General features: G+C 73.2%; 16 protein-coding genes. 10 read left to right on the top strand and 6 right to left on the bottom strand.

What is annotated here, in order from left to right:
• Positions 1-37 precede the first annotated feature (37 nt).
• From IA22_RS0125405 to IA22_RS0125390, 4 genes are all read left to right on the top strand, one after another.
• Positions 38-1,555, top strand: a complete 1,518-nt coding sequence (locus IA22_RS0125405) for a DUF8189 domain-containing protein (protein WP_030124940.1) — start codon at positions 38-40, stop codon at positions 1,553-1,555.
• A 17-nt stretch (positions 1,556-1,572) separates the two neighbouring features.
• Positions 1,573-2,130 (top strand): DUF8189 domain-containing protein, encoded by a 558-nt coding sequence (locus IA22_RS0125400; RefSeq protein WP_237691362.1) that lies wholly within the window; start codon positions 1,573-1,575, stop codon positions 2,128-2,130.
• A 240-nt stretch (positions 2,131-2,370) separates the two neighbouring features.
• Positions 2,371-3,177: an FHA domain-containing protein gene (locus IA22_RS0125395; protein WP_030124938.1), complete on the top strand. Its 807-nt coding sequence runs from the start codon at positions 2,371-2,373 to the stop codon at positions 3,175-3,177.
• Entirely contained in the window at positions 3,174-4,559 is a 1,386-nt protein-coding gene (locus tag IA22_RS0125390; protein ID WP_030124937.1) for a serine/threonine-protein kinase, read from the top strand. Before IA22_RS0125395 ends, IA22_RS0125390 begins: the two co-directional genes overlap by 4 nt.
• A gap of 19 nt (positions 4,560-4,578) precedes the next feature.
• On the opposite strand, the gene IA22_RS0125385 is transcribed toward IA22_RS0125390, so the two are convergent.
• The 3 genes from IA22_RS0125385 to IA22_RS0125375 all read right to left on the bottom strand — a co-directional run bounded on the left by IA22_RS0125385 (position 4,579) and on the right by IA22_RS0125375 (position 8,668).
• The gene (locus tag IA22_RS0125385; protein ID WP_030124936.1) at positions 4,579-6,531 is read right to left on the bottom strand and encodes an AfsR/SARP family transcriptional regulator; all 1,953 of its coding nucleotides are present in this window, start codon (positions 6,529-6,531) and stop codon (positions 4,579-4,581) included.
• Positions 6,532-6,620: 89 nt separating this feature from the next.
• Positions 6,621-7,499 (bottom strand): alpha/beta fold hydrolase, encoded by an 879-nt coding sequence (locus IA22_RS0125380; RefSeq protein ID WP_015579078.1) that lies wholly within the window; start codon positions 7,497-7,499, stop codon positions 6,621-6,623.
• Between the two features lie 119 nt (positions 7,500-7,618).
• The gene (locus tag IA22_RS0125375; RefSeq protein WP_015579077.1) at positions 7,619-8,668 is read right to left on the bottom strand and encodes a zinc-binding dehydrogenase; all 1,050 of its coding nucleotides are present in this window, start codon (positions 8,666-8,668) and stop codon (positions 7,619-7,621) included.
• Positions 8,669-8,743: 75 nt separating this feature from the next.
• Between IA22_RS0125375 and IA22_RS0125370 the strand changes: the two genes are divergently transcribed.
• From IA22_RS0125370 to IA22_RS0125355, 4 genes are all read left to right on the top strand, one after another.
• Positions 8,744-9,319, top strand: coding sequence for a TetR/AcrR family transcriptional regulator (locus IA22_RS0125370; protein WP_030124935.1), 576 nt, complete (start codon positions 8,744-8,746; stop codon positions 9,317-9,319).
• 134 nt (positions 9,320-9,453) lie between these two features.
• Positions 9,454-9,597 carry a hypothetical protein gene (locus IA22_RS37195; protein WP_167337639.1) on the top strand — a complete coding sequence of 48 codons (144 nt, stop codon included), beginning with the start codon at positions 9,454-9,456 and terminating at the stop codon, positions 9,595-9,597.
• Entirely contained in the window at positions 9,594-10,166 is a 573-nt protein-coding gene (locus IA22_RS0125360; protein ID WP_030124934.1) for a helix-turn-helix domain-containing protein, read from the top strand. The genes IA22_RS37195 and IA22_RS0125360 overlap by 4 nt, the downstream gene beginning before the upstream one ends.
• 15 nt (positions 10,167-10,181) lie before the next feature.
• On the top strand, positions 10,182-11,246 hold the full coding sequence (locus tag IA22_RS0125355; protein ID WP_030124933.1) for a threonine aldolase family protein: 1,065 nt from the start codon (positions 10,182-10,184) through the stop codon (positions 11,244-11,246).
• Between the two features lie 83 nt (positions 11,247-11,329).
• Here the strand turns inward: IA22_RS0125355 and IA22_RS0125350 are convergent, their stop codons facing one another.
• The gene (locus IA22_RS0125350; RefSeq protein ID WP_014153588.1) at positions 11,330-11,779 is read right to left on the bottom strand and encodes a hypothetical protein; all 450 of its coding nucleotides are present in this window, start codon (positions 11,777-11,779) and stop codon (positions 11,330-11,332) included.
• 313 nt (positions 11,780-12,092) lie between these two features.
• Here IA22_RS0125350 and IA22_RS0125345 point away from each other — a divergent pair, with 313 nt between their 5' ends.
• The gene (locus IA22_RS0125345) at positions 12,093-12,812 is read left to right on the top strand and encodes an aminoglycoside phosphotransferase (protein ID WP_240798461.1); all 720 of its coding nucleotides are present in this window, start codon (positions 12,093-12,095) and stop codon (positions 12,810-12,812) included.
• Here IA22_RS0125345 and IA22_RS0125340 read toward each other — a convergent pair.
• Entirely contained in the window at positions 12,809-13,540 is a 732-nt protein-coding gene (locus IA22_RS0125340; RefSeq protein WP_030124931.1) for a helix-turn-helix domain-containing protein, read from the bottom strand. The two genes, IA22_RS0125345 and IA22_RS0125340, sit on opposite strands and share 4 nt — an antisense overlap.
• Before the next feature lie 139 nt (positions 13,541-13,679).
• On the opposite strand from IA22_RS0125340, the gene IA22_RS0125335 reads away from it, so the two are divergent.
• Positions 13,680-14,666, top strand: coding sequence for an alpha/beta fold hydrolase (locus tag IA22_RS0125335; RefSeq protein WP_030124930.1), 987 nt, complete (start codon positions 13,680-13,682; stop codon positions 14,664-14,666).
• Positions 14,667-14,714: 48 nt separating this feature from the next.
• Here IA22_RS0125335 and IA22_RS0125330 read toward each other — a convergent pair whose 3' ends face one another.
• A complete protein-coding gene (locus IA22_RS0125330) occupies positions 14,715-15,308 on the bottom strand; it encodes a TetR family transcriptional regulator (RefSeq protein WP_030124929.1) in 594 nt (197 codons plus the stop codon).
• Positions 15,309-15,379 lie beyond the last annotated feature (71 nt).

Raw genomic sequence — 15,379 nt, 5'->3', positions numbered from 1 at the left:
CCCACTCACCCCGAGACCGCCAAGGGGAGGAGCACTCGTGCTTCCAGGGCTTTCCCGACGTGCACTGACCTGGTCCCTCGCGTCAGCGGCGGCCGCACTGCTGCCGTGGACACCTCTGCCGGCCGCTCCCGCCGCAGCCGCCGGCACCGCCGCCGCAGCGGCCTGTCCGGCCGCCGGTTTCGTGTCCCAGCACTTCCACGACGGACACAACGGCACCGACATCGCCAATGTCGTGGGGACACCGATCTACGCCGTCGGCGACGGCGAGGTGACCATCTCCGGCTACGAGAGCGGTTACGGCCAGTGGATCCGGGTCCAGCACGCCGACGGCCGGATCTCCGAGTACGGGCACATGATCCGGCGGGACGTCTCCGTCGGCGACCGTGTGACGGCGGGCCAGCAGATCGCCCTGATGGGTTCCGAGGGCCAGTCCACGGGTCCCCACCTCCATCTGCGGATCTGGGGAGACCGGTCCACCACCTACGGCATCGATCCCGAGGTCCACCTGGCGGAGCGCGGCGTGGTGCTTCCCTGCACCCCGGGCAGCGGTCCGCGGCCCGAACCCCTGGTGTACCCGTCCGAGTCGGGCCGGGTCGTGTCCGCGCGGTCGGCGGACGGGCGCCTGGAGCTGTTCGCCGCCGGAGCCGACGGCATCCACCACGCCTGGCAGCGCGAGGTCAACGGCGACTGGTCGGAGTGGGAGTCGCTCGGCGGACCGGGCGACGCCGAACTCGCCGTCGCTCCGAACGCCGACGGCCGTCTCGAACTGCTCGCCCTCAACGGGGACACCTTCGAACACCGCTGGCAGACCAGCCCGTCCGGCGGCTGGTCGGGATGGGAGAACTTCGGCGGTGGCGGCCGGGACGCCGCGGCCGGTGTCAACGCCGACGGCCGTATCGAGGTGTACGCATCGGGCCCCGCCGGTCTCTTCCACCGGTACCAGCTCGCTCCGAACGGCGGCTGGTCGGGGTGGGAGCCCACCGGCGGCGGACCCGCCGACAGCCGGGTGGAGATGGGGAAGGCACCCGACGGACGCCTGGAGGTCTTCGCCCTCAACGGCTCCACCTTCCAGCACAGGTACCAGACCGCGCCCAGCGGCGGATGGTCACCGTGGGCCGGATTCGGTGAAGGCGGGCACGACCTGACGGTCGACCACAACGCCGACGGCCGTCTCGAGGTCTTCGCGTCCGGCCCGGTCGGCGTGTTCCACAGGTACCAGACGGGCTCGGCGAACTGGTCGGGGTGGGAGCCCGTGGGCGGCCCCACCGACTCGCAGCTCACCAGCGAACGCACCCCCGACGGCCGCGTCGAGGTCTTCGCGATGAACGGCACCACCGCCATGCACATCTGGCAGACCGGTGTGAACGCCCGCTACAGCGACTGGGCGGTGTTCGGCACCGGCGGCACCGAGGTGACCGCCACCTCCAACGCCGACGGCCGCATCGAGGTCTTCGGAACGAGCCACGCGGGCACCTTCCACAAATGGCAGACCGGCTTCGCCACGTGGTCCGACTGGCTCTGGCTCAACAACTCCGCCGGTCCCCCGGTCGGCTGACCCCTCCGAAGGAACTCATGCCCCCGCCCGGCGGGCCGTGGACGGCGTCATGGCACCGCTTCGGCACGGCGGCCGGCGCCGCGCCGCGCGTGGCGGGGGACGGCAGCGGCCGGCTCACCGTGGCCGCGATCGGACCGTCGGGCGTGGGAGCCTTCGCCCGGCGGCAGGCCGTCCCGAGCGGTGGCTGGGACGCCTGGGTGCCGTTGTCCGGCTGGAGCGCCGCCGCCCCGGCGCTCGCCGTGAACGCCGACGGCAGGCTGGAGGCGTTCACCCTGACACCCGGCGGAGCCCGCCTCGACCACCGCTGGCAGATCACCCCCGGCGGGGAGACGCATCCCGGTGCGGAGTTCGGCGAACCCGGAATCCGGCTCGTCGCCACCCCCGTGGCCGCGCTCGACGCCACCGGGCGGCTGCACGTGTTCGCCGTCACCGACGCGGGCCGGGTGCGGACCCGGGTGCAGGCGCGGCCGAGCGGCGGATGGCAGCCGTGGACGGCCTTCGGGGACCGCGCCGTCGCACCGCTCCTGTCGGGCAGCCCCGCGCTCCGAGCGGAGGATCGGATCTCGCCACGGTGAGGGGGCTTCGGGGCTCCGTTCACGGATCCGGGGGTCCCCTTCGCACCGCCCCTTCCGCCCGACCCGGCCCCCTGCCCTCCCTCCTGCGGTGACTTTCCCCACTGCGCACGGCCCGGAAAGGGGCATCCGCAGACCATGGTGACCGGTTGCGCCGATGTGGCCGAAGTACGCCGGTGAACTCCCCCGCGAGATGAGTATCGTTCCGCTGGTCCGACAAGCGACGCGCGGGACGGGGGAGCGTTGAGCGGCGTAATCGTCCATCTGCCGCGGGAGAGCGGCGGCGCAGACGGCGAACCGCGTGCGGACGCGGTGACGTTACGGCTCGGCCCGGGCGAGGTCGCGCGCTTCGGGCGGGGCCCCGCGAGCGTCCCCGTCGAGCTGCGCCTCGACGATCCGGCGATCTCCCGGCTGGCCGGGGAGATCCGTGTGACCGACGACCACTGGCAGTTGACCAACCACAGCACCGCCCACAGCTACCTCGTGGAGAATCCGGAGGGAGCGGGCGAATACCTGAGGGTTCCGCCCAGGCGGATCGGGGCGCCCATCCCCTTCGAGTTCTCGCGCGTCGTGCTGCCCACACGCGGTGAGGCCACGGTCTCCTTCCAGGTGTTCGCTCCCGACCACCTCTATCTGGACCCGGACGCCATGGGCGTCCCCTGGGGGAACCGCACGGTCACCGCGTACTCCCTGAACGAGACGGCCACGTACTTCCTCGTCCTGGTCGCCCTCTGCGAACCGCGTCTGCGCGACCAGTCGCGCGTGGCGGTTCCCACCACTCCCCGGATCGTGGAACGTCTCAGCGGTCACCTCGCCTCCGGCGAACTGACCGCGCGGGCGGTCAGCTCGCACATCGACTACCTCGCCGAGGAGAAGCTGCGCGTCGGCGCCCCGGACAGCCCCGAGCCCGGCAGGAGCGACCGCCGCAACGGCAAGCGGGAGGAGATCGTCGGGCTGGCGCTGCGGTTCGGGCTCGTGCGGGAGGAACACCTCGCGCTGTTGCCGCCCCTGGCGCGCACCGGCGGGCAGGAGCGGCAGGCCGCGCGATGAGCGCGGCGCGCACCACGGGGGACGACCTGACCGACGTGCTCCCGCCCGGCTGTCGCGTCGGGGACTGGGTGGTCACCCGGCTGATCGGGTCCGGCGGCTGGTCCACGGTCTATGCGGCGCGACCGGCCGGCCGGGGACCGGGCCGGAGCGGCTCGGCCGCCTCTCCCCCGGACCGGGGCGACGTCGCGCTCAAGATCATGCCGACCGCCGGTCTCTCGCCGCGCCAGGTGCGCAGCATCGTGGAGTCCGCGCGCCGCGAGGTCGAACTGGGCCGCAGGGCCGGGCACCCCCGGCTGATCGGCTTCCGGGAGTGGTTCGTCCTCGCCTCCCCCGAACGCCCCTTCCTGGAGGGCGCGATCGTGCTGGTCATGGAACGGGCCACCGGCAGCCTCCGGGACCTGATCGACGCGGGGGTGCCCGAGACGGACCGCGGCCGGCTGATCGCCGGCATCTGCGAGGGACTCGCCCATCTGCACCGGTCGGGCTGGGTCCACGCGGACCTCAAGCCGGAGAACGTCCTACTGGGCAGGGACGGGTCCGTGAAGCTCTCCGACTTCGGCCTCGCCACCGAGCTGACGGGGACACACGGGTACGCGCCGCCCATGGGGACCATGGACTACTTCCCGCCCGAGCGCTGGAAGGCGCCCCTCGGCGAACTCGGCGTACCGATCCGGCCGACCGCCGACATCTGGGCCCTGGGCGTCATCATCCACGAGGTGTTCGCGCCCGGCGTCCCGCTGTTCGCCGGGGCGACGCCGATGGCCCGGGGCGCCGCGGTCCAGGAGTACGGCGAGGGGCGTGCGGCGCTGCGCGTGGATCCTGCCGTTCCGCCGCTCTGGCGCGCGCTGGCCACCGACTGTCTGGCACCGACCCATCAGGCCCGCGCCCGCCACACGGCGGAGAGCCTGCTCGCCCGGATGACCACCGCCCACCGGCGGACGCGCGTCGTGGGGGCGGGGCGGCGGGGCGGCCGTGCCCGCACCGCCGCGCTGGCCACGGCGCTGTGCGGGGTGAGCGTCGCGGCCCTGTGCTCGGACACCGCGAGGACCGCCCCGGGCGCACCGCCCGGCCTGGTCCGGGTGTACAACGCGGAACGGGGCTGCCGGGAGCCGGTCGACCTGGACCTGCGGTGCAGTCTGGGTCTGGCGGTCGATCCCCTGTTGCCCTACACGGCGGAGAACGTCGTACAGACCAGGGTGTGGCACGGCGACGTCCTCACGACCGACTGTCAGATGCACGGCGGGGACCCGGTCGTCGACGAGGAGGACCGGCAGTCCACCCGTTGGTTCCGCATCCGCCTCCCGGCCGGCTCCGGGCCTTCCACGGCCTGGCTGCCCGCGGTACGCACCAGGGAGGTGCCGGCGCTGCCGGAGTGCCGCTAGCCCTGGAGCCCCGTGGCGCTCAGCGGGCTGTCCCGGCGCAGACCTCGGCCTCGGTGAGGTAGCGCTCCACGGGACCCAGGGTGAGCATGCCGCCCGCTGCGCCCGCGTGCTCGGCCCGTGCGCCGCGCAGCGCTGTCGCCGCGCGAGCCGCGACGTCGGGCCGGTCCAGGGCGGCTGCGGCGTGCGCGGTGAGGCACCAGAGCGCTTCCTGCATGTGGTCCCCGGGCGGTTCGGGTGCGGCGGCGAGTGCGGCACGGGCCTCCTCGGCCCGGTCCTGCGCGAGCAGGACGAGCGGTGCCGCCCAGGGCAGGTACGGCCCCCAGTCGAGGCCGGGGTCGGTGGGCGCGGGGCGACCGTGCAGCAGGCGCAGGCCGAGCAGGGCGAGAGGGAGCAGGCCGCGGTGCAGCCCCGGCATACCGGATGTGGCCAGGTCGCCGTCGGCGGCGCGGTAGGCGGCCGCGGCCGTCGCGGCGGTGGGGCCGCCGGGTTCGGTGCTGCGAGCCGCGGTGACGCGGGCACGGAACCACGCGGTGAGGACGGGGACGAGCGGGGATTCGTGGGCGGCGGCGAGCGCCTCCGCCGCCGCGGCGTGCTCGGCTGCCGTACCCAGCTCACCGAGCGCCGACGCCGACTGCAGGCGCACGAGGTGTCCCAGGATCGCGAAGGCCGGCAGCCCATGGTGGCAGGCCACGCTGAGGAGTTCGGCGCCTGTCTCGTCTCGCCGCGCGGCGAGGCCAGGGCGGGTGAACGACTGCAGGAACACGCCGTTGAGCGCGAAGGCGAGCAGCGCGGGATCCTTCAGATCCCGTGCCAGGGCTTCGGCAGCGCGTGCGGCCGTGTGCGCGGTCTCGAGGGCGGCGCCGGTGGTGTCGGCGCTGCGGCTCTCGGTGGCGACGGTCGCGAGGAGCCGGGCGCGCAGGTCGGCGGGGCCGTCGGGGCCGATCCGGCGGAGGGTGCGTTCGGCCGCGGCGACGACGGCACGTGCCTGGTCGGGGTCGTCGGCGCGGCTCCAGATCGCGGGGACGTCGTAGGCGCCGATGACGCGCGCGGTCAGCGTGACGTCTCCGGTGCGTTCGGCGGCGACGATCGCGGTCAGCCGGTCGCGTCGCGAGCCGACGAGCGCGTCGCCTCCGGCCAGTGCGAGGGTGCGGGCCACGTCCACGGTCGTGCGCGGGCCCAGGGGGGTCCGCGTCGTCGTCGAACCGGTCGGACCCTGCTCCCCCGGCGGATCCAGGTCGGGTGACCCGGTGAGGATGTCGGTCTCCAGGCGCTGCATCCGGGGGCTGGGGTCCAGCCCCAGCTGTTCCACGAGCATCGTGCGGGCCCGGCGCAGGGTGGCCAGGGCTTCGGCCCGGCGCCCGTCGCGGTGGAGCGCGCGGGCCAGCAGACCCCAGGCCGGCTCGCGCCAGGGATGCTCGGCGACGTGGCCGGCCAGTTCGGCGGCCAGACCGGCCCCGCCCCCGGAGGCGAGAAGAGCGTCCGCCCTCAACTCCACTGCCTGAAGGCGCAGTTCCTCCAGCCGGAGACGTTCGTGCTCGACCCAGGAAGAGCCGGGCAGGTCGGCGTAGGCCGGCCCGCGCCACAGGGCGAGCGTCTCGCCGAGGCCCGCCGCCGTGTCAGGAGACCGGCGGGCGGCGGTCAGGGCGTCCTGGAAACGGTGGGCGTCCACCGCTTCGCGCGGCAGACGCAGCAGGTATCCGGTCCCCTGGGTGACCAGGACCCTCGGCGGTGTGCGCGGCGGCCGGTCCGGTTCGACGGCACGGCGCAGCGCGGCGACGAAGGTGCGCAGTGCGCCGACGGCGCTGCTCGGAGGGTCGTCCCACAGGTCGTCGACCAGGGCGTCGGTGGTGACCATGCGGCCCTGGGCGGCCACGAGCCGGCCCAGCACCTCTCGGTGGCGTGGACCGCCGAGGCTGATCGGCCGGCCGTCGTCGTGCCACGCCCGTACCGCGCCGAGCACCTCGATCCGCATGCCTTCCCTCCTCTCCTGATCACACCCTAGGTCGGGTGTGGCAGGGGATCTCGGGCGACAGCCCCTGCCACAGCCGGGCGGACCGCGCGTCAGCGGGCCAGCAGGTCCTCGATCGCCGCCACGATCTCGTCCGGGGCCTCCTCGGCCATGAAGTGACCCGCCCGGGTGAGGCGGTGGTCCAGGTCAGGTGCCCACGCACGCCAGACCTGTGCGGCGTCGTAGCCGAGCTGTGCGCCCCAGTCCTGCTGGATCACGGTGACGGGCATCGCGAACTGGGAGCCGGCGTCGAAGTCCGCCTGGTCCTGGACCACGTCGATGCCGGCCGAGGCGCGGTAGTCGGCGACGATCGAGTCGACCGCTCCGCCGCTCGCCCGCAGGTACTCGGCGCGCACCTCGTCCGGGATCGCCGCCGGGTCCTTGGCCCAGGTGTCGAGGAACGAGCCGAAGAACGCGTCCGCGCTGTTGGCGATCATCGTTTCCGGCAGGCCCGCGGGCTGCGCCATCAGGAACAGGTGGTAGCCGACCGCGGCCGAGCGGCCCTGCAGCACGTTCCACATGTCCAGTGTCGGTACGACGTCGAGGATGCCCAGGTGCGTGACGGTCTCCGGGTGGTCCAGGCCCGCCCGGAAGGCGACGAGGGCGCCGCGGTCGTGGCCGACCAGGGCGAACTGTTCGCAGCCCAGCCGCGAGGCGACCGAGACGACGTCCGCGGCCATGGCGCGCTTGGAGTAGGTGTCCTCGCCGGTGGCCGGAGGCTTGTCGCTGGCACCGTATCCGCGCAGGTCAGGGACGATCACCGTGTGGTCGGCGGCCAGCTTCCGTGCCACGTGCCGCCACATCAGGTGGGTCTCGGGGAAGCCGTGCAGCAGGACGACCGGGCTGCCGCTGCCCCCCACCGCGACGTTCAGCCGCACGTCGTGCGCGCCCGGCAGCCGACTGTACGCGAAGCCGGGGATCGTCAGGGTCATGGTGATACCTCTTGTTCTCACTCGCGCTGTCGTCGGTCCGTCCGGCCGACGGATACCACGGTGCACGGCGCGAATGAGCGGCGGATCAGCGTCGCGCGGCGGACAGGTCGCGCGTGCCCCTACGGGTGCATGACGATCTTTCCCACGTGCCTCCTGCGGGCCAGCTCCTCCTGCGCCTCGGCGGCCCGGTCCAGGGGGAACGTCGCGGCGACGAGCGGACGGACCGAGCCCTCGCGGGCCAGGTCCATGAGGAGGCCGAAGTGCGTGGGGGTGTGCATCGCGGAGCCGATCACCTGCGCGTTGTGCAGGTAGAGACGGCGTACGTCGAACGTCACGTCGTAGCCGCCGAGCGCACCGGCGACGACCCACCGGCCGCCTTCGCGCAGCAGCGGCAGTCCCTCACCGACCAGGTCCCCGGCGACGACGTCGAGGCCGACGTCGATGCCGTCCGGGGCGGCGGCGCGGACCTGCCCGGCGACGTCCCCGGCCCGGTCGACGACGTCGTGCGCTCCCGCTTCCCGCACCGCGTCGATCTTCGATCCGCTGCTGATGGCGAGCACCCTCGCACCCCGCGCACGGGCGAGCTGCACCAGCGCGACGCCGACTCCCCCCGACGCACCGGACACCAGGACGGTCTCCCCCTTCCTCAGCCGGCCGCGCTCGATCATGCCCAGGGCCGTGCCGTAGGCGGTCGGCAGCGTCGCGAGCTGATCGTCCGTGAGCGGGGACGCGGTGACGTCGTGCACCCGCTCCGCCGGTGCGGTCACATACTCGGCGTAGCCGCCGTCGCGCTCGCTGCCCATCAGGCCCACCGGGTTCGCGTCCGGCCCCTCGGTGTCGTAGACCGCCGGGTCGACGACCACCCGGAGGCCGACCAGGTCCGCGTCCACGCCGGCGCCGACCGCCACGACGCGGCCCGCCACATCGGCCCCCTGGATGCGCGGGAAGCCGATCGGGCCGCGCCAGCCGGAGAGCGCCTCCGGGTCACCGGGGCGGCCGTAGGCACCCTCCCGGGTCCAGAGGTCGGTGTTGTTCAGCGCGACCGCGGCAACGCGGACCAGCACCTCTCCTGTCCGCGGTACCGGCACGGCCACTTCCGCCGGACGGAGGACCTCCGGTCCGCCGTGCTCCGCGATCCGCACCGCGCGCATGGTCTCGGGCACACCCATCTCGTGAACCTCCTCACAAGTATACTGATCTGTATACCTCGCCCACGGTACACCGATCAGTGAAGGCATGCCCGCATGGAGAACACACGGCCCATGACAGCGGCCGGCCGCCGCATCTTGGCGGCGGCCGAGGAGTTGTTCTACACCCGCGGAATCACGGCGGTCGGCGTGGACCTGATCGCCGAGCGCTCAGGCGTGACCAAGCGGACCCTCTACAACCGGTTCGGCTCCAAGGACCACCTCGTGGCGGCCTACCTGACGGAGCGCGACCGCCGGTGGAGGGCGCTCGTCCTGGCCGCCGTCGACGCCCGCACCGACCCCGTCGACAAGGTCACGGCACCCTTCGACGCCCTGCGGACCTGGAGCGCGGGCAACACCCGCGGGTGCGCGTTCATCAACGCGCTGGCCGAACTCCCGGACCCCTCGCACCCCGCGCACCGCATCGCCGCGGACCAGAAGCTCTGGCTCCGGACACTGTTCGAGGAACTCGCCACCACGGCGGGCTGCCGGGAGCCCACCACCCTCGCCACCCGGCTCCTCGTCCTGCACGAAGGCACCCTCGCCACACAGCCGCTCCCCCTCGACACCCTCTCCGGGAGCGCCGACCTGGCACGGGCCCTGGTCCGGTCCGGCGCGCCGGACACACGCTGAACGAAGGCGGCCGGCCCCGCGCCGCCCACGGCGCCGGAGCACACGGCGGGACGGCGACGCGTTTGCCCGGCGCACGACGTCAGCGTTCAGTATAGTGAACGAATAGTTCGTCCACATGACCAAGTGAGGGTGCCATGCAGGTTCGCGCCTGCTCCGCGGATCCAGCGGATGCGTACGAGGAACAGGCCGGGACCCTGGTGGCGGCGCTGCCGACGCCGAAGGTCAGCAAGGGCCGGATCCGCGTCTCCTCCAGCGCCGCGCACCGGGAGCGTTCATGACGCCGGGGGGAGAGCGCCGGCCCGCCAGCAGCACCGCGATCGCCGTCGGAGCCCAGATCCGCCGGCGCCGGGAGCAGCGCGGCATGAGCAGTGCCGAGCTGGCCCGCCGGGCGGGGCTGGGCAAGGCGACGCTCTCGCAACTGGAGGCAGGGCGTGGCAATCCCACCATCGAGACCCTAGACGCGCTCGCGATCGCCCTGCGCATCCCGCTGACCGACCTGCTCGCCCGGGACACCGACCCCGGACCGGTGCTGGTGCCCGGCACCGACCTGGCCGACGGCGAAGTGGGACGCGAGCTGCTGCGCCGCATCAGCAGCGGCAACAGCCTGGAGATCTGGCGGCTGCGCCTGCCTCCCGGAACGGATCTGGACGGCGTGCCGCACGCCACCGGCACCATCGAACACCTGCTCGTCTCCTCCGGCCGCGTCACCGCCGGGCCCACCGACGCTCCCAGCGATCTGTACACCGGTGACCTGCTCGCCTTCGCCGGAGACGCTCCGCACCTCTACCGCACCGGCCCCGTGGCGGCCGACGTCACCGTCGTCATCGCCTCCCCCATTATCAGCTGAAGGACGCCCCGGAACATGAGCAGCACGACCCCCGCCCCGCCCGCCACCCAGCGGATATTCACCAGCGACAACACCGCCGGCGCCTCGCCCGAGATCGTCCGGGCCGTCGCCGACGCGGCCCGCGGCCAGGACCTGCCCTACGGCGCCGACCGCCACACGGCCGGTGCGCGCGCCCGCTTCGCCGAGGTCTTCGGACGCGACGTCGATGTCCTGCCTGTCTCCACCGGCTCCGCGGCCAACGCCCTCAGCCTGGCCGCCCTCACCCCGCCCTGGGGCAGCGTGCTGTGCCATCGCGACAGCCACGTCAACACCGACGAATGCGGAGCGCCGGAGTTCTTCACCGGTGGGGCCAAGCTCGTCCCCCTGTCCGGCGACGACGCCAAGATCGATGTGGAGCAGCTGCGTGTGGCGGCCCACCGCCGGGCCGGGGATGTGCACAGCGCGCAGCCGTCGGTGGTCAGCATCACCCAGGTGACCGAGACCGGCGCCCTCTACAGCCTCGACGAGATCCGCAGGCTGAGCGATGTCGCCAAGGAGGCGGGCCTGCGCGTCCACATGGACGGGGCCCGCTTCGCCAACGCGGTCGCCGCGCTGGGCTGCACACCCGCCGAACTGACCTGGCAGGCCGGCGTCGACGTCCTTTCCTTCGGGGCCACCAAGAACGGCGCCATGACGGCCGACGCCGTCGTCGTCTTCGACCGCGCCCTCACCCCGGAACTGTCCTTCAGGGCCAAGCGCGCCGGCCAGCTCACCTCCAAGGCCCGCTTCCAGTCCGCCCAGCTCGACGCCTATCTCACCGACGGACTGTGGCTGCGCAACGCCGCCCACGCCAATGTGATGGCCACCCGCCTCGGCAACGGCCTCAAGGCGCTCTCCAGCGCCCGCCTGCTCCACGCGGTCGACGCCAACATGCTCTTCTGCCACCTTCCCCAGCCGGTCATCGACCAGCTCCTCGCGGAAGGTTTCGCCTTCTACCACGACCGCTGGGAGCCGGGGGTCTGCCGCTTCGTCACGTCCTTCTCCACCACCGAGCAGGACGTGGACGCCTTCCTGGAAGCCGTCCGCCGCCTCACCTCCTGACACCCGGGCCGTCGTCGCCACGCGGGCCGCGCCCCGGGTGCATCGATCACCCGGGCCCCGGTCCGCAGGCCGTTGACTTCGGGTCAGGTCTGCTTGCGGCTCGCGATCTCGTCGGAAAGCTGCTGCACCTGGGCGGGGTCCACGTCCCGGGCGAGGGCGACGTAGTGGTCCATGACGGCCGGCCGGTAGCGCACGGGCAACGTCTGTCCTGGGGCGAGCCGGGTGAGCTCGGTGATCGTGAGGTCTTCGTCCGCGATACCGCGGAACGAGACGCCGCCGACGGTCTCCACGTCGAACATCAGGACCACGCGTGGATTGCTGTTGACCTCCCGCCAGTCGACGAGAACGCCGAGCGCGAGCGCCCCCGTACGCAGTTCCGCGTTGCGCTTGCGTGCATCACCGCTCAGAAGCGGGTTCGGGGCGACGCCCGGGAAGTCGGGCCCGACGCCGAGCGATTCCCGGCTCAGGTCGGGCCTGAGCTGCGCCATCAGATCGTGGGGAGACGCCCTGCGCTTCTTCTTCGAACCGAACATCCTGGCCCCTCCCTCACACCGGTGCCGGAATCCCGGCCTGGCGCTTCGCCCGCACCGCGAGTGTACGGCGCGGCCGCTCCCGGCCACCGCCGTATCGCCCCGTCCGGGTCGCCTTCTGCGGTCGCGGACGAGCTCGGTGGGTTGGGCGAAAACAAGGTGCGCGAGACACGATGACGTCGGCAGGATGCCCGGCGTGAACGAGATGCCGAGCAATGCCGTGCCGGCCCCTGCGGTCCTTGACGCCTTTGGTGTGGCGGGTTCTGCTGTCCCCCTGGCAGGTGGGCAGGGGCGAAGCGTCCTCGTCGGTGGGTCCGTGTTCAAGCCTGCCGAGGGCACCGACGAGGAGGTCGAGTGGGCGGCCTCCCTGATCGAGAAGCTGGCGTCGGACAGCGGCTTCCGCGTTCCACTGCCGTTGCGGGCCGCCGACGGGCGAAGCGTTGTGGACGGCTGGACGGCCTGCGAGTTCCTGACCGGTCGACCTGGACCGGAAGGGCACTGGACCGGTGTCCTCGGTGCCGGTCGCTCCTTCCACCGGGCTCTGCGGCATGTGCCCCGGCCCGAATTCCTTGATCGGCATGTGCACCCGTGGGCTGTGGCCGACCGGGTCACGTGGGGCGAGCAGGACATCGACGTGGTCGACGACCTCGCCGCACCGTTCTCGACCCTGCGGGAGCTGAGGCGCCCGGTGACGCAGGACACGGCTCAGCTCGTCCATGGCGATCTCACGGGCAACGTCCTGTTCGCTCCGGATCACGTGCCCGCCGTGATCGACTTCTCCCCGTACTGGCGGCCGCCGGTGTTCGCCGAGGCGATCGTGGTCGCGGACGGCCTGCTGTGGTTCGACCTGCCGTCCGACCTGGTGACGGCGGCTGGCCGCAGCCATCCCGAGTGGCCCCAGATGCTGGTGCGTGCACTGATCTTCCGGCTCGTCGCGCACAGCGAGCACGCAGGTCCAGCGGGGCGGGCTCATTCGGGTGAGCCGGACCGCTACGCGAGGGCGATCGAGGTGGTCAGGCAGCTGGCGAGGTCCTAGGACGCACCTGAGCAGCGGTCATGGTCGGAGCCGGAGTCCGGTCGAGGCGAGGATGCCGGTGCCGTGGAAGATGTGGGCGCGCCTGTCGAATCTCGTGGCCGCGGCCCGGACAGGCCCTGGTGGACCCCGGGGCCGGGGACGGGTGGGGTCCGCGGACGCGGTCGTTCGCCCTGCGGCCCGAACAGGACCAGGTACTCGACCGGCGTGCCCGGGCCGGCGTTCGCGACCCCGTGCGGGGTGCGGGTGTCGAACTCGGCGACGTCCCCGGCGGCCAGGACCAGGTCCTGGCTGCCGAGCGCGAGCCGGAGCCGCCCGTACAGGACGCACAGCCACTCATGGCCCTCGTGGGAGACCTGCCGGGGCCGGTTGGGCTCCTCCTCGACGGCGGGCAGCACATGCTTGTGGGCGTGCAGCCCGCCGACGTACGGGGTGAGCGGCAGCACCGTCTTGCCGTCCCCGGAGGTGCGCCGCGCGGGCGCGGGGCGCTCGGGCGCGGGGGCGGGGGCGGTACCGGCCAGGTAGTCCAGGGAGACGCCGTACTCCTCGGCCAACCGCAGCAAGACCTCCAGGGTGGGCTTGCGCCGGCCGGTCTCGATTCGCGAGAGCGTGCTCGGCGCGATGCCGGTCGCACAGCTGACACCGGCGAGCGTGGAGCCGTGCCGCTCGCGCGCGGCCCGCAGCCTGGGCCCCATCGCCGCCGTCGTGCCGTCCGGATGGCCGCTCGTCACCGTTCCCACTCCTCCAGTCGTACCGCTCCCCGTCCTGTGCTGCGATCTTGCCAGGCTGGCAACACCGATCGCGCCGGGAGACGGCCGCGCCGCATGATCGACGGGTATCCGCGTCCGACCGCGTACCGAGGAGAAGCCCATGCGGCCCGAGCCCACCGCCGAGTTCCGCCACCGCACCGTCGAGGCCCCCGCCGGGCGGATCCACCTGGTCGAGCAGGGCACCGGCCCGCTGGTGCTGCTGGTGCACGGGTTCCCCGAGTCCTGGTACTCCTGGCGCCGCCAGCTCCCGGCCCTCGCCGCCGCCGGGTACCGCGCGGCGGCGATCGACGTACGCGGCTACGGCCGTTCCTCCAGGCCCGCCGCGACCGACGCCTACCGGATGCTGGACCTGGTGGAGGACAACCTCGCCGTGGTGCGCGCGCTCGGCGAGGAGAGCGCGGTGGTCATCGGCCACGACTGGGGATCGAACATCGCCGCCTCCTCCGCCCTGCTCCACCCTGCGGTCTTCCGCGCCGTCGGCCTGCTGAGCGTCCCCTACGCACCACCGGGCGGCCCCCGCCCCACCGACGTCTTCAGCACGATCGGAGGCGCTGAACAGGAGTTCTACGTCTCATACTTCCAGGAGCCCGGCCGCGCCGAGGCGGAGATCGAGCCCAACGTCCGGGGCTGGCTCGCCGGCTTCTACGCGGCACTGTCCGCCGACACCATGCCCGCCGAGGGCGATCCCGACCCGCACTTCGTCGCCCACGACGGCCGACTGCGCGACCGCTTCCCCGCGGGCGAGCTCCCCGCCTGGCTGAGCGAGGACGAACTCGACGTCTACGCGGCGGAGTTCGAGCGCACCGGCCTGACCGGGGCCCTCAATCGCTACCGCAACATGGACCGGGACTGGGAAGACCTCGCTCCCCACCGCGGGGCCCCGATCGAGCAGCCGTCCCTGTTCGTCGGCGGCACCCTGGACGCCTCCACCACCTGGATGGCCGACGCCGTCGACGCCCACCCCCGCACCCTGCCCGGTCTGTCCGCCTCCCACCTGCTCGAAGGCTGCGGCCACTGGATCCAGCAGGAACGCCCTGACGAGGTCAACCGGCTGCTGACCGACTGGCTCCGCACGCTCCAGGACTGAACCGGACACCCGATCACCCCGGCCCGGGCACCCCGCGCTCCCCGGCGGTCACGCCCGGCCGGGGGCGGAGGCCAGCACGGCGGTGACGTACGTCGCCAGGTGCGCCCGCATCGCCTCCCGTGGCACGCGCCCTTCTCCGGCCAGATGCTCGACGAGGTCGGCTCGCGTGGTGGCGAGCAGGGCATGAGCGGTGAAGTCGCCGTCAGGGAACCCGGGAATCTGCTCCAGTACGGACCGGAGCATGCCGTGCCACCGCTCGTAGTGCTCGGCCCGGTAGGGGCTGCCGCTCCCGCCTGCCTCCAGGGCCAGCGCGAGGCGCCGGTTGTCGAGCTTGAAGCACAGGACGGCGTCGAGCAGCGCCGGCACGCGTTCCCGGGGCGGGGCCGTGGGGCCCAGTGGCGGCGGACCGCTCTCCACGGCCTCCCTGATCGGTTCGAGCCGCGCCTCGTACAACGCGCGGAGCAGTCCGGCGCGATCACCGAAGGCCCGGAAGAGCGTGCCCTTGCCGACCCCTGCCGCTGTCGCGACGGCGGCCATGGTGACGCCCTCGGGGCTCTCACCGCCGGCGAAAAGGGCGTCGGCGGCCGCCAGTACGGCCTCCTGGTTGCGGGAGGCATCCCTGCGGGACCTGCGCTCGGGCATGTTGCTGCTCCTCCGGTTGCAAAGCGGACCACGGGTCCGTATCTTCAAAGCGGACCGCCGGTCCGAATCCT

It is taken from the genome of Kitasatospora papulosa (assembly GCF_000717245.1).
GTDB lineage: Bacteria > Actinomycetota > Actinomycetes > Streptomycetales > Streptomycetaceae > Streptomyces > Streptomyces papulosus.
This window is presented reverse-complemented; position numbering and strand designations above follow the sequence as displayed.

Excerpts from the sequence above, each read along its gene's own strand:
- IA22_RS0125350 (WP_014153588.1), bottom strand. The coding sequence starts at position 11,779 with ATGTTCGGTTCGAAGAAGAAGCGCAGGGCGTCTCCCCACGATCTGATG.
- IA22_RS0125380 (WP_015579078.1), bottom strand. The coding sequence starts at position 7,499 with ATGACCCTGACGATCCCCGGCTTCGCGTACAGTCGGCTGCCGGGCGCG.
- IA22_RS0125360 (WP_030124934.1), top strand. The coding sequence starts at position 9,594 with ATGACGCCGGGGGGAGAGCGCCGGCCCGCCAGCAGCACCGCGATCGCC.
- IA22_RS0125330 (WP_030124929.1), bottom strand. The coding sequence starts at position 15,308 with ATGCCCGAGCGCAGGTCCCGCAGGGATGCCTCCCGCAACCAGGAGGCC.
- IA22_RS0125335 (WP_030124930.1), top strand. The coding sequence starts at position 13,680 with ATGCGGCCCGAGCCCACCGCCGAGTTCCGCCACCGCACCGTCGAGGCC.
- IA22_RS0125390 (WP_030124937.1), top strand. The coding sequence starts at position 3,174 with ATGAGCGCGGCGCGCACCACGGGGGACGACCTGACCGACGTGCTCCCG.
- IA22_RS0125400 (WP_237691362.1), top strand. The coding sequence starts at position 1,573 with ATGCCCCCGCCCGGCGGGCCGTGGACGGCGTCATGGCACCGCTTCGGC.
- IA22_RS37195 (WP_167337639.1), top strand. The coding sequence starts at position 9,454 with ATGCAGGTTCGCGCCTGCTCCGCGGATCCAGCGGATGCGTACGAGGAA.
- IA22_RS0125355 (WP_030124933.1), top strand. The coding sequence starts at position 10,182 with ATGAGCAGCACGACCCCCGCCCCGCCCGCCACCCAGCGGATATTCACC.
- IA22_RS0125370 (WP_030124935.1), top strand. The coding sequence starts at position 8,744 with ATGGAGAACACACGGCCCATGACAGCGGCCGGCCGCCGCATCTTGGCG.
- IA22_RS0125375 (WP_015579077.1), bottom strand. The coding sequence starts at position 8,668 with ATGGGTGTGCCCGAGACCATGCGCGCGGTGCGGATCGCGGAGCACGGC.
- IA22_RS0125385 (WP_030124936.1), bottom strand. The coding sequence starts at position 6,531 with ATGCGGATCGAGGTGCTCGGCGCGGTACGGGCGTGGCACGACGACGGC.